The organism is Pseudomonas fluorescens, from assembly GCF_001708445.1.
Classification (GTDB): domain Bacteria; phylum Pseudomonadota; class Gammaproteobacteria; order Pseudomonadales; family Pseudomonadaceae; genus Aquipseudomonas; species Aquipseudomonas gorinensis.
In genome coordinates this window covers 4,780,004-4,801,719 of sequence record NZ_CP015637.1, presented here as the reverse complement: position 1 = coordinate 4,801,719, position 21,716 = coordinate 4,780,004, and the positions used below count along the sequence as shown (strand labels likewise).

The window sequence follows — 21,716 nt, the reverse complement described above, 5'->3', positions numbered from 1 at the left end:
TGCCACGCACTAAGTTTCAGTCTCGCCCGCAAATTTCTCACGTAATTTATCAAGAGCACGTTTGTAACGCATTTTTGTAGCACTCAAACCCATGTGCATGATGTCGGCGATTTCCTGAAACTCCAGCTCTGCGACAAATCGTAGCACCAGAATTTCCCGGTCAATCGGGTTCACATGCACCAACCAGCGATCAAGTCCACCCTTCTCCTCGGGTGCCGGCGTCTTTTCTTCAGACGCCTCCTCAAGGGGGTCGAGACTCAAGGCGTCCATCAAGCGACGCTTTCGCCGTTCCTTCCGATACTGCGTGATGCACTCGTTGTACGTGATGCTGTAGAGCCAGGTCTTGAACTTCGATTTGCCCTCGAAGTTCTTCAGGCCGTACAGCACCTTGAGCATCACTTCCTGACAGACATCATCCGCATCTCTATCGTTCCCTAAATACCTTGAACAAACGTTGAACAGAGTGCGTTGATATCTGCGCATCAATTCTTCGTACGCACGAGTTACGTGAAACAGCTCCGTGTGCGCGCGCGCGACCAACTCCTCATCAGAGAGCTCACGGGGGTCATAGCGCGTGGACAGCGTTTGGGCTTTATTCAAAACAAGTCGTGCCGACAGTCAGGTCAATGTCCGCTGCAATCCGGTCACCCAGGTTCGCGGCGGCGTACATTAGCAGGGTTTGCCGCGTTAGCGGCTACTGACCTGCTGCTCCAGGAGAATCCGATTGGACAGCGACACCAGGTCGCCGTCATCGGTCAGCACCGTTGTCTTGACCGTGCCGATCTCCTCGATTTGCCCTTCGACCTCGCCCACACGCACTTGCTGCCCCACCTGATACAACTCACGCACGTAGATTCCCGCAAGAATCTGGCCGGCAATTTCCCGGCTTCCCAACCCCATGGCCAGCGCAACGGCCAGACCAACGGTAATCAAAACAATCACAATCACATGGTTGAGCAGGTCAGTTTTGACCTCCAACTGGCTGATCGCGACGGAAATACTGATGATGATCACCAGCCCCTGGGCAATTCGCCCCAGGCCTGCCGCATAGTCCAGCCCTACCCCTTCGGCAGCCCCGCGCACCAGCCCATTGGCCAGTTGCGCCAGCAAAACGCCGACAAGCAGGACCAGCGCGCCACCGAAAACCTTCGGTAAATACAGCGCAAGCATGTCGAGCGTAGCTGAAACTCGCTCAAGTCCAAGGGATTGAGCCGCTGAAACCAGAAAAATCAGCAATACGAACCAATAGACGATCTTGCCGATCAAGGTCGAAATCGGCACTTGCAGACCGGCGCGGCCGAGCAGCTTGGTCAGCCCCGTACCTGCCATCAGGCGATCAAGGCCCAGTTTCGCGAGCAATTTGGACAGCAGGGTGTCGAGCAGCTTGGCCACGACAAAGCCCAGCAGCACCAGGACCAGCGCCCCAAACAGGTTGGGAATGAAATTCGCCACCTTGGTCCACAATGCGGTCATCGCGGTGACCAGGCTCTGGGTCCAGAGATCAAGTTCCATATTCAATCAGCCTTATCAGCAGTGCGAGCAAGAGGTTTACGACGGGAAACCGGCGATACATGGGCTGAACCGTTGTTCAGGGCCATCATCAACGCCGGTAACCACCGACCGAGCAGGCCGAACAGGTCCCCCGCACCCACCTGACGGTTGGCGGTTTTCAACACGCGACCCAGGCAAGCATCGTCGTCGCGGTTGGACGGCGAGGCATTGAGCATGTCACGCAAAGACTGTTCGAACGGATCGTGCATAAAGACCTCTCGCAAGTGTTTTAAAAGACGAGGGTAAAATTCTTGAGGTCACATGGGACCCTTCCTACGTTCAGCTCATATTCAGGTCAAACCCAGCGCAATCGTCGAAATAGCCACCATTGTCCGAGCGCCACCGAGACCATCAGCAGGCAGGCAATCACAAATCCGTAGGGGCTGGAAGAGAACGGAATCCCCCCCACATTGATCCCCAGCAGGCCGGTCAGAAAGCTCATCGGCAGGAAGATCCCGGTGATGATCCCGAAGCGGTACATGGTGCGGTTCATGCGCACGCTCAAGCGCCGGTCTTCGGTCTCAAGCACAAGCCCCACGCGCTCCCGGGTCAATTCGAGCTCTTCCAGGTAGCGGGTCAGGCTGTTGTTCAATTCGTTCCAGTAGTCGGCATCGTCATCACAAAACCACGGCAATTTGATCCGCGTCAGCTGGGCAAAAATATCCCGCTGCGGGAACAGGAAACGCTTGAGCCCGGCCGCTCGCCGACGGATCTGCAAAACGCTGCCATGCTCCGGAGTATACCGTTCGTCGGCATCCAGTTTTTCTTCCTCGATATCGACGATTTCAGACAGGTCCGAGACCAGATCCTGCACTTTATGAGTGAGGTACTGCGCCATATAAAGGATGAGTTCGGATGCGGTCTTGGGCCCGGTGCCCTCCTCCAGTTGCACCAGCAATTCATCGGTGGCACGCAGCGGGCGCAAACGCAGGGAGATCACACGGCTGGCTGCGGCAAAAATACGCACCGAGACCATGTCCTCAGGCTCCGCGCCCGGGTTGAGGTTGACCCCACGCAGGAACAGCAGCAATTCGGCGTCCGGCAGCGGCAACAGGCGCGGCCGGGTGTTCTCTTCCAGCAGCAGGTCACAGGCGAATTCGCTCAAGCCGCTGGAGGTGCGCAACCAGGTCTGGGTCTGGGGATGGCTGCGGTCCCAATGCAGCCACAGGCTTTCCTGGGGCTGCATATGCAAATCGTCGAGCTCAGTCCGGGCAATCGAACGCGCACCGCCTTTACCGTCCAGCACCAGGGCATGCACCAGCCCCCATTGCGCGTTTTCTTCCTCGAACATCCTCACCCCGTTGGCTATTGCGGTTTATTCAGGCATTTTCAGCGGGCTGGGCGACACGATCACGCCATTATTGTCGGCGTAGATGTATTCACCCGGGCGAAACGTCACACCCGCAAAGGTGACCGCCACGTTCAAGTCGCCAATACCGCGCTTGTCGGTCTTCATCGGATGGCTGGCCAGGGCCTGCACCCCCAGGTCGGTCTGGGCGATCACGTCGACATCCCGGATGCAGCCATAGATCACCAGGCCTTCCCAACCGTTTTTCGCGGCTTTTTCGGCGATCATGTCGCCCAGCAGCGCACGGCGCAGCGAACCACCACCGTCGACCACCAATACCTTGCCGGTACCTGGCTGGTCGGCCTGTTCCTTGACCAGAGAGTTATCTTCGAAGCATTTAATGGTGACAATCTCGCCGCCAAAGGAGTCTCGACCGCCGAAGTTGCTGAACATCGGCTCGACCACCTGCACCAGTTCCGGGTAGGCGTCGCACAAGTCGGGGGTCACGTAATGGTTCATTGAAAAAATTCCTTTCTGTCAAAGAAGAGTCTTTCGAAAGAAGCGCCAGCCTGGGCCGGTGCGCAACATCCCATCCGCTTCGTCGCAACGCAATAACCACTGCGCGACTGAATATGACCAGAAGCGATTAACGCGTCATATCTTAGCCGCAACCACACACGAGCGAAACGCCCTTGGCAGAGCGCTGCGTCAAACTACGACCAAAGCCTCAGGCCTGGCACCCAGCGAGGGTGTCAGCGGATCTTTCAACCATTGCTCCACCAGCGGCCACACCTCGATCTGGGCGGGTTTGCTGACCAGCATTTCCACATGCCCGAAGTCCCCGGTAAAACCTTGCTGGCGTCCCAGGCACAGGTATTGGCGGTGCTCGGAGCCGACTTGCTCGAACAGCTTGCGGCACGCCCAATCCGGGTCCTGCCGGTCGCCCGCGGCACTGACGGCCAGCAGCGGTACGTCCACATCGGCCAGGCCTTTCCACCAGTCCTGCTTGCCATCGCCAAAGCGTCCAAACAGGCCATTCCAGCGCATGGCCTCAATCATCACACCAGCCGGTTCATCCTCCGGGCCACGCTTGAGCCGAGCGCCAGAGACCTGGCCAAAACGTTTCAAGAACAAGCGGCCGGTCCACTCCACCGGTGGAATTTTCAATGGCCAGTGGGTGCGACTCACCTGGCAGCCAAACAAGGCCACCGAGGCCACTGCCGGCGCTCCCAGGTGCTTCCCCCCCAAGGCCGCTGCCAGGGTAGTGGCGCCGAGGGAATGGCCGACCCAGTGCGGAACCTGCGCACTTTGCTCGCGCACAAACGCGCCGATCGCCGGCAAATCGTAGCGGGCATAGTCGGCAACGCGGTTGCGGGCGTACTGTTGGTTGCGCCGGGACAGCCCATGCCCGCGCATTTCCGGGATCCACACGTCGAATCCCTGGCGCGCCAAATAGGCCCCCAGGCCAATGCCCTTGGGCGAATACCAAAAGCGTCGATTGGAAAAACTGCCATGCAACAAGATAACCGGAATGCCCCGGTTTTCCGGGACATCGGCCAGGCCCAACCGGGTGACGGCCAGCTCGACGGTGCCGTCGGGACTGTTACCGGGTTTGAGTCGATACACATCTTCACTCAGGTCGCCACGACGTTCAGCGCTGATCAGGGCGACGGGAAACAGGTTGCTGCTGCTTTGCATAATGCTCTTGCACAAAAAAGGGCGGCGTCCGGAAGGAGTTCCGCCCTGTACAGATAAGAATGCCGGCCAACCTGACGATTGACCGGCACTTTTGACGCGTCGACCTTAGGCGGACGCTTGGCCTTCCGCCAGGAAGAACCAGGTTTCCAGCACCGAATCGGGGTTCAGCGAGACGCTTTCGATGCCCTGTTCCATCAACCATTTGGCCAGGTCAGGGTGGTCGGAAGGGCCTTGGCCGCAGATACCGATGTACTTGCCAGCCTTGTTACAAGCCTGGATGGCGTTGGCCAGCAGCTTCTTGACCGCCGGGTTACGCTCGTCGAACAGGTGCGCGATGATCCCGGAGTCGCGGTCCAGGCCCAAGGTCAGCTGGGTCAGGTCGTTGGAGCCGATGGAGAAGCCGTCGAAGAACTCGAGGAACTCTTCGGCCAGGATGGCGTTGGACGGCAGTTCGCACATCATGATGACGCGCAGGCCGTTCTCACCACGGGACAGGCCGTTTTCGGCCAGCAAATCCACAACCTGGCTCGCTTCACCCAGGGTGCGTACGAACGGCACCATGATTTCAACGTTGGTCAGGCCCATCTCGTTGCGCACGCGCTTGAGGGCGCGGCATTCAAGCTCGAAGCAATCACGGAACGCTTCGCTGATGTAACGCGAGGCACCGCGGAAGCCCAGCATCGGGTTTTCTTCTTCCGGCTCGTAGAGCTTGCCGCCGATCAGGTTGGCGTATTCGTTGGACTTGAAGTCCGACAGGCGCACGATGACCTTTTTCGGGTAGAACGCAGCCGCCAGGGTGCTGATGCCTTCCACCAGCTTCTCGACATAGAAGCCCACCGGGTCGTTGTAGCCGGCGATGCGTTTGTCGACGCTGTCCTTGATGTCCTGTGGCAGGCCGTCGTAGTTCAGCAGGGCCTTGGGGTGCACGCCGATCATGCGGTTGATGATGAACTCCAGGCGGGCCAGACCCACGCCGGCGTTCGGCAACTGCGCGAAGTCGAAGGCACGGTCCGGGTTACCGACGTTCATCATGATCTTGAACGGCAGGTCCGGCATGGCGTCGATGGAGTTTTGCTTGATGTCGAAGCCCAACTCGCCTTCGAAGATGAAGCCGGTGTCGCCTTCGGCGCAGGAAACGGTCACGCCCTGGCCATCTTTGAGCAACTGGGTCGCATTGCCGCAGCCCACGACCGCCGGGATCCCCAGTTCACGGGCGATGATCGCCGCGTGGCAGGTACGCCCGCCACGGTTGGTGACGATAGCGCTGGCGCGCTTCATCACCGGCTCCCAGTCCGGGTCGGTCATGTCGGAGACCAGCACGTCGCCGGGCTGGACTTTGTCCATTTCGGACACGTCCTTGATGATCCGCACCTTGCCGGCGCCAATGCGCTGGCCAATGGCTCGGCCTTCCACCAGCACGGTGCCGGTTTCCTTGAGCAGGTAGCGCTCCATGACATTGGCCGAAGTGCGGCTCTTCACGGTCTCGGGACGCGCCTGCACGATATACAGCTTGCCGTCATCACCGTCCTTGGCCCACTCGATGTCCATCGGGCACTGGTAGTGCTTCTCGATGATCATCGCCTGCTTGGCCAGTTCGCTGACTTCAGCGTCGGTCAGGCAGAAACGCGCGCGCTCGGCCTTGTCCACATCAACGGTTTTCACCGAGCGACCGGCCTTGGCCTCGTCGCCGTAGATCATCTTGATGGCCTTGCTGCCCAGGTTGCGGCGCAGGATGGCCGGGCGACCCGCTTCGAGGGTGCCCTTGTGTACGTAGAATTCATCGGGGTTGACCGCACCTTGTACGACGGTTTCACCCAGGCCGTAGGCGCCGGTGATAAACACCACGTCACGGAAGCCCGACTCGGTATCGAGGGTGAACATCACGCCGGCGGTGCCGGTTTCAGAACGCACCATGCGCTGCACACCGGCAGACAGGGCCACCAGCTTGTGGTCGAAACCCTGGTGGACCCGGTAGGAAATGGCACGGTCGTTGAACAGCGAGGCAAACACTTCCTTGGCCGCGCGGATCACGTTTTCCACGCCGCGGATGTTGAGGAAGGTTTCCTGCTGGCCGGCGAAGGAGGCGTCGGGCAAGTCTTCGGCGGTGGCCGAGGAACGCACGGCGACGGCCATGTCCGGGTTGCCGGCCGACAGGGTGGCGAAGGCCGTCCGGATTTCTTCGTTGAGCTTCTCGGGGAACTCGGCTTCCATGATCCATTGACGGATCTGGGCGCCGGTCTTGGCCAGGGCGTTGACGTCATCGACGTCCAGGGCATCCAGCGCGGCGTGGATCTGGGCGTTGAGACCGCTCAGTTCGAGGAAATCGCGGTAAGCCTGGGCAGTGGTGGCAAAACCACCGGGCACCGAGACACCAGCGCCTGCAAGATTACTGATCATCTCGCCGAGGGATGCGTTCTTGCCCCCTACGTGCTCTACATCATGGACGCCGAGCTTATCGAGGGAAACTACGTACTCTACCAAGGTGATCTCTCCACTTTCTGTGTTGGAAAAGCTCAGGACGCCGGCTGCTCAGTAGGAGCATTCGCCAGCGCTTGTGGCCTGGACCTGGAAAATAAGTGAGAATGCGGCCCACTGCGGGACGGCAAAATCGCGCCTATCATATCCAAGATTCGCCATCAGCTTAAGGCCCAGGGCTCAAATGAAACGATCTGCTTTCTTTATTTCCGACGGCACCGGCATTACAGCCGAAACCCTGGGTCAGAGCCTGCTCGCGCAGTTCGAAAACATTACCTTCGCCAAATTCACGCGGCCCTATATCGACAACGTGGATAAAGCGCGGGCCATGGTACAACAAATCAATCTGGCGGCAGAAAAAGACGGCTTTCGGCCGATCATTTTCGACACCATCGTCAATCAAGACATCCGTGAGATCCTCGCAACCTCCAATGGTTTCATGATCGATATTTTCTCGACCTTCCTGGCGCCGCTGGAACAGGAGTTGAGCGAACACTCCTCTTATTCGGTCGGAAAGTCCCATTCCATTGGGCATAACTCCAATTACATGGAGCGTATCGAGGCGGTGAACTTCGCCCTCGACAACGATGACGGCGCCCGTACCCACTACTACGACAAGGCCGATCTGATTCTGGTCGGCGTGTCCCGCTGCGGCAAAACGCCCACCTGTCTGTACATGGCGATGCAATTCGGTATCCGTGCGGCCAACTACCCGTTGACCGAGGACGACATGGAGCACCTGACGTTGCCGGCCGCCCTGCGCGCGCATTCACATAAGCTCTTCGGCCTGACCATCGACCCGGACCGCCTCACGGCCATTCGCAACGAGCGCAAGCCCAACAGCCGCTACTCCAGCTATGCCCAGTGCGAATTCGAAGTGCGTGAAGTGGAAAATCTGTTCCGTCGCGAGAATATTGCGCATATCAATTCCACGCATTTTTCGGTGGAGGAGATCTCAGCGAAGATTCTGGTGGAGAAAGGCGTCGAGCGACGCTTCAAATAATGCCTTGAGACGCTGCTTAACGGTGGTGAACGGGCTTGTCGTGGCGAGCGGGCTTGCCCCGCGTTGGGCTGCGCAGCAGCCCCAATCAAGATGAATGCGGTGTGTCAGTCAGTTCTCTGTGAATGGTTTTGGGGCTGCTGCGCAGCCCAACGCGGGGCAAGCCCGCTCGCCACAACAAGCCCGCTCGCCACAAAGAAGCCCCTCGCTACAGGTGGAACCGCCCACCACCCTGCCCCAACGCCGTCGCCAACGCATCGAACCCGGCCCGCAACAACTGATCATCGCCGGACGTATTGCAGATACTCGCTCGAATAAACTGTGGTACAGCCGTTTGCCCGACGGCGAACGCTTCGGCGGTGGCGATCAGGTAATTGTTCTGCTTGAGCTCTGCCTCGATTTCCGACGCGCGCCATGGCTCTGGGACTTCAATCCAGAAATGCGGGCTATTGAGATGGGTGCGGTATTCCAGCCCGGCCAACAGGTCGCGCACCAGCGCTTTGCGCCGGCTGATCTCGTTGATCTGCTGGCGCAGCAGGTATTCCGCCGTGCCGTTTTCGATCCATTGGGTGGCCAGTTCCAGGGTCACGGGAGTGGCCATCCAGCAGGTCGAGCGCAAGGCCGCCGAGATACGGCTGACCAGCGCCGGTGGCGCGTGCACGTAGCCCACGCGTAAACCGGCCGACACCGCCTTGCTCAGGCTGCTGATCAAAATCGTACGCTCAGGCGCGAAATAGCTGAGAGGCGGCGGCCGATCTTCTACCAGCACGCCGTGGGCTTCATCTTCAAGAATCAGCAGGTTGTGCTCGCGGCACACTTTGACCAAAGCCTCGCGACGTGCGACCGACAAGACCGCCGTCGTAGGATTCTGGATGGTCGGCGTGCAATACAACGCCGAAACCCGGTGATTACGACAGACTTCCTCCAGCGCTCCCGGCAGCACGCCCTCTTCATCCATCTCCAGGCCGATCAGACGCACACCCAGCATGCGCGCGGCGGTGATCAGGCCAGGGTAGGTCAGCTGTTCGGTGACCACCGTATCGCCTGCACGCAACAGCGCCATCATCGCGCACAACAACCCATGCTGGCCGCCGTTGACGCAGATGACCTGTTCGGGAATCGGATGGAAATCTCGCTGCACCAGCCATTGCGCACCGGCTTCACGGTAACGCGGCAGGCCGGCGTCAGGGGTGTAGGCGCTGATGTCCTGGAGGAACTTGGCATTGGTCGACAGGGTTTGGAAGCTCTGGGCCAGGAATAACGTCTCCTGCCCCGGGATATGCATGTTGCGGCTCATATCAAAGTACTGCCGCGGCTCTTCGCTGAAGTTACGAAAGCCTTCATCACGCTGTCGCTCCATCCCACGCTTGCGCACGAACGTGCCGTCACCGACCCGCGCCACCACCAGGCCGAGGCGTTCGAGTTCGCCGTAGGCCCGGCTGATAGTGCCGATAGTCACGCCCAGATTGTCGGAAAGCACCCGGTGGGGCGGTAGTTTTCGTCCCGGTTCAATCAAGCCTTCGAGGATACCCCGTTCCATGACATCGGACAGGCGCTTGTACTTGACGCCCTGCCCGTTGGATAACCCCTCACGCATAATTGACACCATGTCAATATTTGTTTTGACAGTCATCTTTCGCCCTAATAGTGTGCTTTTACGGGTTCAATCAGCCAAAAAAATAACTCATTACAAGTTCAATATAGAGTTCAATTCCGGCTCAGGGAAGCAATAAACGATGCCAATGTCCGCCGTTCTCGAAAACACTGCAAAAACAAAAACTCAAAAACAGTGGTTGGCCGGCCTGGTGACCAGTGTGATGTTTCTCATCGTGTGCCTGAGTTGGGGCACTACCTGGCTGGGCATCAAGATCGCGGTGGAGAGCGTGCCGCCGCTGACCTCCGCCGGCCTGCGCTTCCTTATCGCCTTCCCGCTGTTCCTGTGTTTCGCCATGGTGCGCCGTGAGCCGATCCTGTTCCCCAGGGAAAGCCGCTGGTTCTTCGTGTTCGTGACCCTGTCCTACTTCAGCGTGCCCTATTACCTGCTCAACTACGGTGAGATGCATGTGTCGTCCGGCCTCACCGCCCTGCTGTTCAGCTGCATGCCGGTGTTCATCCTGATTTTTTCCGCACTGTTCCTGCGCGAGCGCATCTATTTTTCCCAAGTGGTCGGCATCGGTATCGGCTTCGGCAGCCTGTACATGATCATCAAGAGCCAGGGCCTGCACCTGGACCACGCCGAGTTCTTCGGGGTGCTGGCGATTCTGAGCGCCGCGATCATGCATGCCCTGTGCTACGTCATTACCAAGCAGAAAGGCAGCGCCATCAGCGTGATCACCTACAACACGCTGCCCATCGGGATTGCCGGGCTGATGCTGTTCGTCGCCGGGCTGTGGTTTGAAGCGCCGACCTTCGAAGCCATCACCCTGCGCTCCTGGAGCGCCCTGTTCTACCTGGGGCTGGTCGCCTCGGTGGGTGGGTTCATCGTGTATTTCATGCTGCTCAAGCGCCTGAGCCCGATCATCCTGTCATTCGTGTTCATCATCTTCCCGGTGTTCGCGGTGATCATCGGCGCCTGGTACGAAGGCGTGACGATTTCCCGCGACCTGATGCTGTACTCGGCCATCCTGCTGGCCGGCTTTGCGATCACCAAGTTGCCCATTGAAAAACTCATGGCCAAGAAAAATTGACCCTCCCGGCCCTCACACAGAAACGCGAGAGAAACATGGCCGTCCTTCGCCCAGAAGCCCTCGAACAGATCTACGCCCACGCCAGCCGCAGCTACCCCGAGGAATGCTGTGGGTTCGTCTTCGCCGATGGCAGCGTGTACCTGGGCAGCAATATCCAGAATGAGCTGCACCGCAAGAACCCCGAGATGTATCCGCGCAGCGCGGCCAACGGCTACACGTTCTCGGTAGCCGACACCCTGCTGATGAACAAGGCGTTTCGCAGCGACAACCCGGTGGTGGTGATCTACCACTCCCACCCGGACGTCGGCGCCTACTTCAGTGACGAAGACCAGGACAAGGCGCTGTTCCTGGGCGAGCCGATCTACCCCGTCAGCTACCTGGTGGTGGATGTTCGCCGAGGCCAGGCCCTGGGATCAAAGCTGTTTGCCTGGGATGGCAAGCATTTCGCCCTTCAACCCTTCAACGACCTGCACACGGAGTTGTCCATGAACGCTGTCTCTTTCCCCGACATTCTGGTTCGCGTGGCCAAGCTGCCGGAATCGACCCTCGAGGGCGCCGGATCGACATTGCGCGAAGTCATTGAAAGCCTCTGCGACAGCCACCCCCAGCTGCGCACGCACCTGTTTCACGAAAAGAACAACCAGCTCAAGGAGCACTTCCTGTTCACCGCCGAGGAAGCGCTGATCGACGCCGATGACCGGCTGCCGGAAAAGGCCAGGATCGAAGTCCTGCTCGCCACGTCCGGCGGCATGGATGTCGACACCCTGAGTAATGAGGAAGTACAGCGCTACGTGCGCCATATCACCCTGCCCGGCGTTGGGCGCGAAGGCCAGTTGAACCTGAAGAAAGCCAAGGTGCTGATCATCGGCACCGGTGGCCTGGGCTCGCCCATCAGCCTGTACCTGGCGGCGGCCGGCGTCGGCACCCTGGGCCTGGTGGATTTCGATGTGGTGGAAAGCAGCAACCTGCAACGCCAGATCGTGCATGGCAACAGCACCCTCGGCATGCCCAAGGTCGAATCTGCCAAGCAGCGCTTGCAGGACCTCAACCGCCATATCCAGATCAACGCCCACGACACCGCGCTGAATGCCGATAACGCCCTGGAACTGGTGGGTGCCTACGACCTGGTCATCGATGGCACCGACAACTTCGACACCCGCTACCTGGTCAACGATGCCTGCGTGCAACTGGGCAAACCCTTGGTATACGGGGCGATCTACCGTTTCGACGGGCAGATCAGCGTGCTCAACTATAAAGGAGGCCCGTGCTACCGCTGCCTGTTCCCCAAGGCTCCGCCGGCGGAACTGGCGCCCAACTGCAGCGCCGGCGGGGTTATCGGCGTACTGCCGGGCGTGGTTGGGATGATCCAGGCCACCGAAGCCATCAAGCTCTTGATCGGCCTGGGCGAGCCCTTGTCTGGCCGCTTGATGCGCTTCGACGCGCTGGCGATGAAGTTCAGCGAAATCCGTTTCAAGCGCCGCGCCGACTGCCCGTGCTGCTCCGACCTGCGCCACAGCGAAACCCAGGCACCGACCGTGTGCGCAGATGCCGTGCCCAGCCAACCGTCCCTGGCCGAAGAGCGCTACATCAAGCCGCGCGTACTCAAGCAGGTACTCGAACACCACAGCAGCGCCGACGTACTGCTGGATGTGCGCGATGCCAGCGAACTCGAGGTGTGCAAATTACCGGGGGTGGTGCATATCCCCCTGGCCGAGCTGGATGGCCAACTCGGGCGCCTCAGCCGGAACAACACCCATTACCTGATCTGCTACGCCGGCACCCGCGCCGAACAAGCGGCCAGCACACTGCTGGCGGCCGGCTTTGCCAACACCAAAGTCCTGCAAGGCGGCATGAAGCACTGGGTTCGCGACGTCGAACCCGACATGCCCTTGTACTGACCGTCGATTTGGGATGATGAGCTGATGTTGCATAACTCCATACTCGACGCCATCGGCCATACGCCGATCGTGCGCCTGGCGCAGTTTTCCGAAGACCTCGGCATCGAGGTCTACGCCAAGCTGGAATCGCTCAACCCCGGCGGCAGCCACAAGGCGCGCATCGCCCTGGGCATGATCCTCGACGCCGAACGCCGGGGCGTGCTGATCCGCGACTCCGGGCAAACCATCATCGAACCCAGCGGTGGCAACACCGGCATCGGCCTGGTGATGGCGGGCAACGTGCTGGGCTACAAAGTAGTGCTGGTGATCCCGGATAACTACAGCCCCGAAAAACAGAAACTGCTACGCCTCTACGGCGCCAAGGTGGTGCTGTCGGACAGTCGCCTGGGCAACAATTCCCACGGTGAAAAGTGCATGGAACTGCAGCTGGAAAACCCCAGCTACGTGATGCTCAACCAGCAACGCAACGGCGCCAACCCGCAGACCCACCGCGACACCACCGCCCCGGAAATCCTGCGTGCCTTCGCTGACCGGCGTGTCGATTATTTTGTCAGCGGCATCGGTACCGGCGGCCATATCACCGGCATCGGTGAAACCCTCAAGGCCGCCTGGCCGGCCCTGCGCGTGATGGGCGTGGAGCCGGAGGAATGCGATCTGCTGAAAAACCAGCACGCGCCGCACCATATCCAGGGCCTGTCGATCGGGTTGATCCCGAGCATCCTCAACCTGGACGTGATCGACGGCATGCTCAAGGTCTCGCGCCAGGCATGCATCGACATGATGAAACGCATCATGCGCACCGACGCCATCAGCCTGGGCCTGTCCTCAGCCGCCAATATGGTGGCCATCGCCCAACTCGCCCCCGAACTACCGCCCGAAACGGTGGTGTTGACCATGGTCTACGACAATGCCGACAGCTACCTGCCCAGTTTCGAATAACCGGTTTTCCAACCATCCAGAATGCGGGGGTGCCTCCATGAGCGGCTTTATCGACATGCAACAGCTGCACGATGAGTTACTCACCCACCTCATCAAAACCCTAACGCCCACGCAGATGAAGCAGCTGGAACCGCACCTGGCGCCACTGATCCAGAACGCCGCACAGGCGGTAGCCGAGGACCTGATCGCCTATGCCTACCGCGACCCGGCGTCGCGCGGGCGGGGCGAACTGATCCTGGAGTCCTATGCCTCGTTCAAGGCCGTGCTGTTTTATCGGCTTGCCCACCTGGTATGGAATTTCCCCGACCGGACCAACGGCGTGTTTTCGCGCATTGCCCTCAAGCTCAGCAACCAGGGCAAGATCCTTTCCGGCGCGGAGATTCACCCGGCTGCGCGCATCGGCCGGCGCTTTGTGCTGGACCACGGCTACGGCACGGTGATCGGCGAAACCTGCGAAATCGGCAACGACTGCTACATCCTCTGCGGCGTGACCTTGGGCGCCCGTGGCATCGCCAACAACCCGGACGGCAAGCGCCACCCGCGCCTGGGCAACAACGTCGAAGTCGGCTCCGGCGCCCGCGTACTGGGTTATGTGACGATCGGCGACAACGTGTTTATCAGCCCCTCGTGCGTGATTACCCAGGACGTGCCCGCCGGTACCAAGGTCAAAGTGGTGAACCAGATCCAGTTGCAAAAAAACGATGAATCGGACCACAGCAACTACCTCGGTGCCTTCGCCCTCGATGAGCGCCTGCACGTGGTCGGTGAGATCAGTACCAGCCACAAGGTCACCGTACTCGACGCCGACTTCCACCCCCTGCAAGGGCTGATGCTCGAACCCACGGTGAAGGAACGCCATCACCTGCAATTTCGCCTGCATCGCGTCGAAACGGCCGACCACCTGCCGCGCCTGCCATTGAACCTCAAAGTCTGCGGCCCGGAATTCGAAATCACTTTGCTCTCCCCCCCTGGCTTGAGCGCAATGGTGCGCCACTTGCTGCAAGCCAGCCCACTGATCGTCGGAGGATGAACATGTCCGTGCACACCATGGAAACCCTGGCGCTGTTTGACAGCGCGCCCTACCAGAATGCATTCAACGCCCGGGTGATTGCCGTCAGCGAGCACGGCATCGCCCTGGAGCACACGCTGTTCTACCCAACCGGCGGCGGGCAACCGGGTGACACTGGCCACTTCACCCTGGCGGATGGCACGCGCGTCGACATCACCGGTACCGTGCGCGACGCCGAAGCGCGCTCGATCATCTGGCACCAGGTGGAACACTGCCCCGAGCCATTGGTTGCCGGGGTGCAGGTGGAGGCCAACCTCGATTGGGAACGGCGCTACCAGCACATGAAGATGCACACCTGCCTGCACCTGCTGTGCTCGCTCATCGATGCCCCTGTGACCGGGTGCAGCATCAGTGCCGACAAGGGCCGCCTGGATTTCGACCTGCCAGAGATGACGCTGGACAAGGACAGCATCACCCGCGACCTCAACGCGCTGATCGCCCAGGCCCATGAGGTCAAGACCCTCTCGATGCCCGCCACGGAGTACGCCACCCTGCTGCAGATCACCCGCACCCAGGCGGTCGCGCCGCCGGTGATCCAGGGCTCGGTACGCGTGATTGAAATTGGCGGGATCGATATCCAACCGTGCGGCGGCACCCATGTGGCCAACACCGAGGAAATCGGCCGGGTGTTCTGCGAAAAGATCGAGAAGAAGAGCAAACACAACCGCCGCGTGATCCTGCGGTTTGAATAACAGCTGAGCGGCTGGGGTGCTCGCGCCCCAGTCTCAGTTCGTACAGGAAACTGACAGCAAAATTGACGCGCTTGTAACATTCAGAAACGTACAATTCCTCCAGCATCTTCTTGATGCCCCTGACTCATGAACAGCACCCGTGCTGTTCGGTAGGTCATTCGTGCAGCGGCTACGCTCACTCCCATTACGCCCACTCTGAACCTGAACGCTGCAGGACTGACTGCCTATGAACAAAGTGTTCCGTCACTACATCCCGGCGTCCACGCTACGTCTGCTCCCCAATCGCTGGGACCTGGTCGCCCTGCCGTTGGTCATCGGCTTTTTACTGTTTTTTTCCATCACCGCCCGGGAAACCTGGGCCCCCATCGCCACCCTACAAAGCGAAGTCATTTCCCTCGACCCGGCCAACCTGCCGGAATACGCCATGCGCACCACGCTGCGCATGCTCGCGGCAATGGCGGCGGCGCTGGTGTTCACCCTGCTGTACGGCACCCTCGCGGCCAAAAGCCGACGTGCCGAAAAGCTGCTGGTGCCGGTGCTGGACATCCTGCAATCGGTGCCGGTGCTCGGCTATATCTCGTTTACGGTGACGTTCTTCCTGCTGCTGTTTCCCGGGCGCGTGCTCGGCGCGGAGTTCGCCGCGATCTTTGCGATCTTCACCAGCCAGGCCTGGAACATGACGTTCAGTTTCTATCAGTCCCTGCGCATGCTTCCTCACGACCTGGTCGAAGTGTCCACCAACCTGCGGCTGTCCGGCTGGCAGAAGTTCTGGAAACTCGACGTGCCTTTCGCCATGCCGGGGATGGTCTGGAACATGATGATGAGCATGTCAGGCGGCTGGTTCTTCGTGGTTGCCTCCGAGGCCATCACGGTCGGCGACAAGACCATCACCCTGCCAGGCGTGGGGTCGTACCTGGCCCTGGCCATCGCCCAGAAAGACCTGCACGCCGTAGGCTATGTGATCCTGGCGATGATCGCGGTAATCCTGATCTACGACCAGTTCCTGTTTCGCCCGCTGGTGGCCTGGGCCGACAAGTTCCGGATGGAAACCACCGCCTCACAAGGCGTCGCCCCGCAATCCTGGGTGTTGAACCTGATCCAGCGCACACGCGTGGTCCAACGTATCCTGCGCCCGATAACCCGAACGATCAGCCGCCTGGGCAACAAACGCTTCGCCTTGCCGCGCGGCACGCTCAAGGCCATGCCCGCGGCCAGTGCCACGAGGTCCAAGGTGATCGACTGGGTATGGGGCTCAATGATCGCCCTGCTGACGGCCTACACGCTGTACCACATCGTGCGCTATGTCGGCACCGAGGTGACCCTCGCCGAAGTCGGGCATGTAGTGGTACTGGGTCTGATTACCCTGCTGCGCGTCGTGGGGCTGATCCTGATCGCCTCGCTCATCTGGGTACCGCTGGGGGTGATGATCGGCCTACGACCAAAGCTGGCGGAAAAAATCCAGCCACTGGCGCAGTTCCTCGCGGCGTTCCCGGCCAACCTGCTGTTTCCGGTCTTTGTCATTGTGATCCTGCACTTCCACCTCAACCCGGACATCTGGCTGAGCCCACTGATCGTGCTCGGCACCCAGTGGTACATCCTGTTCAACGTGATCGCCGGCGCCAGTGCCTTTCCCAATGACTATAAGGAAGCCGCCGCCAACTTCCGCATTCGCGGCTGGCTGTGGTGGCGCAAGGTAATGTTGCCGGGCATCTTCCCGTACTACGTCACCGGCGCCATTACCGCCTCGGGCGGGGCATGGAACGCCAGCATCGTTTCCGAGTACGTATCCTGGGGCCAGGACAACGTGGTCGCCCATGGCCTGGGCGCCTATATCGCACAGACCACCGCGGCCGGCGACTTCCCGAAGATCGCCCTGGGCGTGGTGGTGATGTCGATCTTTGTGGTGGCTTTCAACCGCGCGGTCTGGCGACCGATGTACGCCATGGCTGAAAACAAACTCCGCTTGAACTGATGGGATTCGCTGTGATGACTACCCGCCCCGAACATGCTGCCGACACCCCGGAAATCTACTCGCTGAAAAACGTGAACCGGGTGTTCGGCAAAGGTAAGGATGAACTGCAAGTCCTCAGCGGTGTGGACCTGAGCCTGCACGAAGGCGAAATCGTCGGCATGCTCGGCCGCTCCGGCTCCGGCAAATCCACGCTGCTGCGTATCATCGCCGGGCTGATCCAGCCGTCATCGGGTGAAGTGCGCTACCACGGCGTACCGCTGACCGGCCCGGCCGAAGGCGTGGCCATGGTGTTCCAGACGTTTGCGCTGTTCCCCTGGCTGACCGTGCTGGAAAACGTGGAGGCCGGCCTGCAAGCCTTGCAAGTCGAACGCAAGGAAAGCCGCAGGCGCGCGCTGGCGGCGATTGACCTGATCGGCCTGGACGGTTTTGAAAACGCCTACCCACGCGAGTTGTCTGGCGGTATGCGCCAACGCGTGGGCTTCGCCCGTGGCCTGGTGGTCAACCCGACCTTGTTGCTGATGGACGAACCGTTCTCGGCGCTGGATGTGCTCACCGCCGAAACCCTGCGCAACGACCTGCTGGATTTGTGGAGCGGCAAACAACTGCCGATCAAGTCAATCCTGATCGTGACGCACAACATCGAAGAGGCGGTGCTGATGTGCGACCGCATCCTGGTGCTGTCGTCCAACCCCGGCCGCGTGGTCGCCGAGATCAAAGTGCCGTTCGCGCACCCGCGCAATCGGCTGGACCCCACCTTCCGCCAAATGGTCGACGACATCTACGCCCTGATGACCGACAGGCGCAGCGCCGATGCGAGCCGGGGCATACCCGAGCTGAAAATGGGTAGCCTGCTGCCGGAAGTGTCCACCAACCTGATGGCCGGCCTGATCGAAACCCTGGCCGCCGAACCCTACAACGGTCATGCCGGTTTGCCGACCGTCGCCGAACGGCGCTTGCTGGAAGTGGACGACCTGTTCCCGGTGGCGGAGATGCTTGAACATTTGGGTTTCGCCGAACTCAAGGGCGCCGACATCACGCTTACCGATGCTGGCAAGCTGTTCGCCAACTACGGCACCCAGGAACGCAAAACCCTGTTCGCCGAGCATTTGATTCAACACGTGCCGTTGGCCGCGCGCATTCACCAGGTGCTGCTGGAGCGCAGCGGGCATCGGGCGCCACGGGTGCGCTTCGAACAGGAGTTGGAAGACTCGATGACGGAAGCGTTCGTGGAGAAAACCCTGGAAAGCGTGGTGGCCTGGGGGCGGTATGCGGAGATTTTCTCCTATGACGACCATACCGAGACGTTCAGCCTGGATGATGTCGAAGGCAGTATGTAACTTTCAACTCCAGCACAATTCCAAATGTGGGAGGGGCGGTGCGACGATTCGACTTGCCCCCGATAGCAGTGTGTCAGCCAATACATCGGGGGCTGACATACCGCCATCGAGGGCAAGCCCCCTCTCACATTTGATCTCCTGTGTGACTGGGATCTCCTGTGTTTTTTAGATCACAAACAGGTCCACGAACCGATTGACCGGCGTCGCTTCAAGCAGCGCCTGGTCTTTGCACAATGCAAAAATCTCCGCGCTGCGCTGCGCGGTAAACCGCGTGGCCAGGTTGGCCTTGAACTTGTCTTCCAGCAATGGAATGCCGTCTGCGCGGCGACGGCGATGGCCAATCGGGTACTCCACCGCCACCTGCTCGGTGTGGGTGCCATCCGTGAAGAACACCTGCACCGCATTGGCAATGGAGCGCTTGTCGGCCTCCAGGTATTCGCGGCTGTAGCGCGGGTCTTCGACGATGACCATTTTGTCGCGCAGTTCGTCGATGATCGGGTGGGCTGCGTGGAACTCATCTTCGTACTGCTCGGCCACCAGGTTGCCGAACGCCAGGGGCACCGCGGTCATGTATTGCAGGCAATGGTCGCGGTCGGCGGCGTTGGCCAGTGGGCCGACCTTGGAGATGATGCGAATCGCCGACTCATGGGTGGTGATCACGATGCGCTCGATCTGATGCAGGCGATCCTTGACCTGCGGGTGCAAGGTCACCGCCGCTTCGCAGGCGGTTTGCGCATGGAACTCGGCAGGGAAGCTGATCTTGAACAGCACGTTTTCCATCACATAAGTGCCGTAGGGCTGCGACAGGCTGAAGACGCGCTTGTCTTCGGGCTTGAGCGCCAAGTCCTTGTTGGTGTGGCTGAACAAAACGTCGTAGAACCCCCACTGCGGCGCGCTCAGCACCCCGGGAATGCCCATCTCACCGCGCATGGCGATGTCCGCCAGGCGTACACCACGACTCGACGCATCTCCCGCCGCCCAGGATTTACGCGAACCGGCGTTGGGCGCATGGCGGTAAGTGCGCAAGGCCTGGCCGTCGACGAAGGCGTGGGACAGCGCTGCCAGCAGTTGTTCACGGTTGGCCCCCATCAGCTTGGCGGTGACCGCCGTGGAGGCGACTTTCACCAGCAGCACATGGTCGAGGCCGACGCGGTTGAAGGAGTTTTCCAAGGCAATCACGCCCTGGATTTCGTGGGCCATGATCATTGCGTCCAGCACCGCGCGCAGGGTCAGCGGTGCCTCACCATTGGCCACGCGCTTTTGCGAAAGATGATCGGCCACGGCGAGGATGCCGCCGAGGTTATCCGAGGGGTGCCCCCATTCGGCGGCGAGCCAGGTGTCGTTGTAGTCGAGCCAGCGCACGAGGCAACCGATGTCCCAGGCGGCCTTGACCGGATCCAGGCGGAACGACGTGCCCGGTACCCGCGCGCCGAACGGCACCACCGTGCCTTCGACGATGGGCCCCAGGTGCTTGGTGCACTCCGGGAAACGCAAGGCCAGCAGACCGCAGCCGAGGGTGTCCATCAGGCAATTGCGCGCGGTGTCCAGGGCGGCCGGGGAGTCGATGCGGTAGTTGAGGACGTAGTCGGCAATGTCCTGCAAAACCTGGTCGTAATCGGGGCGGTTGTTCTGGTCGACGTTGGTGCTCATGGCAGATCTCCAAAAATGGGTGGGGTCAATCCTCGGGCTAACGGTTATGGGAAGCAGATCTTGGATGCCTGCCTTTTGGAATAGAGATCCTCTGTGGGAAGGGCTTACCCTAATGCCAGTTCACATCGCCTCTTGTAGGAGCGAGCTTGCTCGCGAAAAACGTCAACGATAACGCGTGCTTCCTGAATGAACGCGGCGCCTGTGAGTTTTTCGCGAGCAAGCTCGCTCCTACAAAAAGCCTCCTCCCACATTGGATCTGTGCAGGGTTTTAGAAGGCGTCGCCGGGTACGCGGACGAAACCTTCCATCAACACCCGCGCACTGCGGCTCATGATGGCTTTCTTCACCACCCACTCACCGTCCACCTGGGTGGCTTCAGCCCCCACGCGCAAGGTGCCGGAGGGATGCCCGAAGCGCACGGCATTGCGTTCAACACCGCCCGCAGCGAGGTTGACCAAGGTCCCCGAAATCGCCGCAGCCGTGCCAATCGCCACCGCTGCGGTGCCCATCATGGCGTGGTGCAGCTTGCCCATGGACAGGGCGCGCACCAGCAAATCCACATCGCCGGCCTTGATCGCCTTGCCACTGGACGCCACGTAGTCGGCAGGCTTGGCCACGAACGCCACCTTCGGCGTGTGCTGGCGCTGGGCGGCTTCGTCCAGGTGCTTGATCAGGCCCATGCGCAACGCGCCGTAGGCGCGCACCGTCTCGAACATCGCCAGGGCCTTGGGGTCGCTGTTGATCGCGCCCTGCAGCTCGGTGCCGGTGTAGCCAAGGTCTTCGGCGTTGATGAAAATCGTCGGGATGCCCGCGTTGATCAGCGTCGCCTTGAAGGTGCCGACACCCGGCACCTCCAGCTCGTCGACCAGGTTGCCGGTGGGAAACATCGAACCGCCGCCGCCCTCTTCTTCCGCCGCCGGGTCCATGAACTCCAGCTGCACTTCGGCGGCCGGGAAGGTCACGCCATCGAGCTCGAAATCACCGGTCTCCTGCACCGCGCCGTCGGTGATCGGCACATGGGCAATGATGGTCTTGCCGATATTGGCCTGCCACACCCGCACCACGGCAATGCCGTTGTGCGGTATGCGCGCCGGGTCGACCAGCCCGGCGCTGATAGCGAACGAGCCCACCGCCGCCGACAGGTTGCCGCAGTTGCCGCTCCAGTCGACAAAGGGCTTGTCGATGGAGACCTGGCCAAACAGGTAGTCCACGTCGTGATCGGCACGGGTGCTCTTGGCGAGAATCACGGTCTTGCTGGTGCTCGACGTGGCGCCGCCCATGCCATCGATCTGCTTGTCATAGGGGTCGGGGCTGCCGATCACCCGCAACAGCAAGGCATCGCGGGCGGCACCCGGTACCTGCGCCGATTCGGGCAGGTCCTGGAGCCTGAAAAACACGCCCTTGCTGGTACCGCCACGCATATAGGTGGCGGGGATCTTGATTTGCGCTACGTGTGCCATG

General features: G+C 60.6%; 18 protein-coding genes. 8 read left to right on the top strand and 10 right to left on the bottom strand.

Annotation, left to right across the window (positions count from 1 at the left end; translation table 11 throughout):
- Positions 1-9: 9 nt before the first annotated feature.
- The 7 genes from sigX to ppsA all read right to left on the bottom strand — a co-directional run bounded on the left by sigX (position 10) and on the right by ppsA (position 7,018).
- Complete coding sequence (gene sigX / locus A7317_RS21295; protein ID WP_017845210.1) at positions 10-600, bottom strand: RNA polymerase sigma factor SigX; 591 nt, start codon at positions 598-600, stop codon at positions 10-12.
- Between the two features lie 87 nt (positions 601-687).
- Positions 688-1,512: a mechanosensitive ion channel family protein gene (locus A7317_RS21290; protein WP_003175519.1), complete on the bottom strand. Its 825-nt coding sequence runs from the start codon at positions 1,510-1,512 to the stop codon at positions 688-690.
- 2 nt (positions 1,513-1,514) lie between these two features.
- Entirely contained in the window at positions 1,515-1,760 is a 246-nt protein-coding gene (locus A7317_RS21285) for a hypothetical protein (protein ID WP_005790375.1), read from the bottom strand.
- A gap of 86 nt (positions 1,761-1,846) precedes the next feature.
- Entirely contained in the window at positions 1,847-2,842 is a 996-nt protein-coding gene (locus tag A7317_RS21280) for a zinc transporter ZntB (RefSeq protein ID WP_024076874.1), read from the bottom strand.
- A gap of 24 nt (positions 2,843-2,866) precedes the next feature.
- On the bottom strand, positions 2,867-3,358 hold the full coding sequence (rraA, locus tag A7317_RS21275; protein ID WP_024076875.1) for a ribonuclease E activity regulator RraA: 492 nt from the start codon (positions 3,356-3,358) through the stop codon (positions 2,867-2,869).
- A 189-nt stretch (positions 3,359-3,547) separates the two neighbouring features.
- Complete coding sequence (locus tag A7317_RS21270) at positions 3,548-4,537, bottom strand: alpha/beta fold hydrolase (protein WP_024076876.1); 990 nt, start codon at positions 4,535-4,537, stop codon at positions 3,548-3,550.
- 105 nt (positions 4,538-4,642) lie between these two features.
- A complete protein-coding gene (gene ppsA, locus A7317_RS21265; RefSeq protein ID WP_024076877.1) occupies positions 4,643-7,018 on the bottom strand; it encodes a phosphoenolpyruvate synthase in 2,376 nt (791 codons plus the stop codon).
- 178 nt (positions 7,019-7,196) lie between these two features.
- Between ppsA and ppsR the strand changes: the two genes are divergently transcribed.
- Entirely contained in the window at positions 7,197-8,015 is an 819-nt protein-coding gene (gene ppsR / locus A7317_RS21260) for a pyruvate, water dikinase regulatory protein (RefSeq protein WP_024076878.1), read from the top strand.
- 205 nt (positions 8,016-8,220) lie between these two features.
- Here the strand turns inward: ppsR and A7317_RS21255 are convergent, their stop codons facing one another.
- Positions 8,221-9,645, bottom strand: coding sequence for a PLP-dependent aminotransferase family protein (locus A7317_RS21255; RefSeq protein WP_069076763.1), 1,425 nt, complete (start codon positions 9,643-9,645; stop codon positions 8,221-8,223).
- Between the two features lie 160 nt (positions 9,646-9,805).
- Between A7317_RS21255 and A7317_RS21250 the strand changes: the two genes are divergently transcribed.
- The 7 genes from A7317_RS21250 (at position 9,806) to A7317_RS21220 (ending at position 18,606) form a co-directional block, all read left to right on the top strand.
- Positions 9,806-10,699, top strand: coding sequence for a DMT family transporter (locus A7317_RS21250; protein WP_162163613.1), 894 nt, complete (start codon positions 9,806-9,808; stop codon positions 10,697-10,699).
- A 35-nt stretch (positions 10,700-10,734) separates the two neighbouring features.
- Entirely contained in the window at positions 10,735-12,597 is a 1,863-nt protein-coding gene (gene moeB, locus A7317_RS21245; protein WP_024076881.1) for a molybdopterin-synthase adenylyltransferase MoeB, read from the top strand.
- A 24-nt stretch (positions 12,598-12,621) separates the two neighbouring features.
- Positions 12,622-13,536, top strand: a complete 915-nt coding sequence (locus A7317_RS21240) for a PLP-dependent cysteine synthase family protein (protein WP_024076882.1) — start codon at positions 12,622-12,624, stop codon at positions 13,534-13,536.
- Positions 13,537-13,573: 37 nt separating this feature from the next.
- Positions 13,574-14,566, top strand: coding sequence for a serine O-acetyltransferase (locus A7317_RS21235; RefSeq protein WP_024076883.1), 993 nt, complete (start codon positions 13,574-13,576; stop codon positions 14,564-14,566).
- A 2-nt stretch (positions 14,567-14,568) separates the two neighbouring features.
- The gene (locus A7317_RS21230) at positions 14,569-15,297 is read left to right on the top strand and encodes an alanyl-tRNA editing protein (protein WP_069076762.1); all 729 of its coding nucleotides are present in this window, start codon (positions 14,569-14,571) and stop codon (positions 15,295-15,297) included.
- 226 nt (positions 15,298-15,523) lie between these two features.
- Entirely contained in the window at positions 15,524-17,269 is a 1,746-nt protein-coding gene (locus A7317_RS21225; RefSeq protein WP_069076761.1) for an ABC transporter permease, read from the top strand.
- Positions 17,270-17,283: 14 nt separating this feature from the next.
- A complete protein-coding gene (locus A7317_RS21220; protein WP_041161281.1) occupies positions 17,284-18,606 on the top strand; it encodes an AAA-associated domain-containing protein in 1,323 nt (440 codons plus the stop codon).
- 165 nt (positions 18,607-18,771) lie between these two features.
- On the opposite strand, the gene prpD is transcribed toward A7317_RS21220, so the two are convergent.
- Both prpD and prpF read right to left on the bottom strand, forming a co-directional pair.
- Positions 18,772-20,256 carry a 2-methylcitrate dehydratase gene (gene prpD, locus A7317_RS21215; protein WP_024076887.1) on the bottom strand — a complete coding sequence of 495 codons (1,485 nt, stop codon included), beginning with the start codon at positions 20,254-20,256 and terminating at the stop codon, positions 18,772-18,774.
- Between the two features lie 268 nt (positions 20,257-20,524).
- Entirely contained in the window at positions 20,525-21,715 is a 1,191-nt protein-coding gene (gene prpF / locus A7317_RS21210; protein WP_069076760.1) for a 2-methylaconitate cis-trans isomerase PrpF, read from the bottom strand.
- Between the last annotated feature and the right edge of the window lies 1 nt (position 21,716).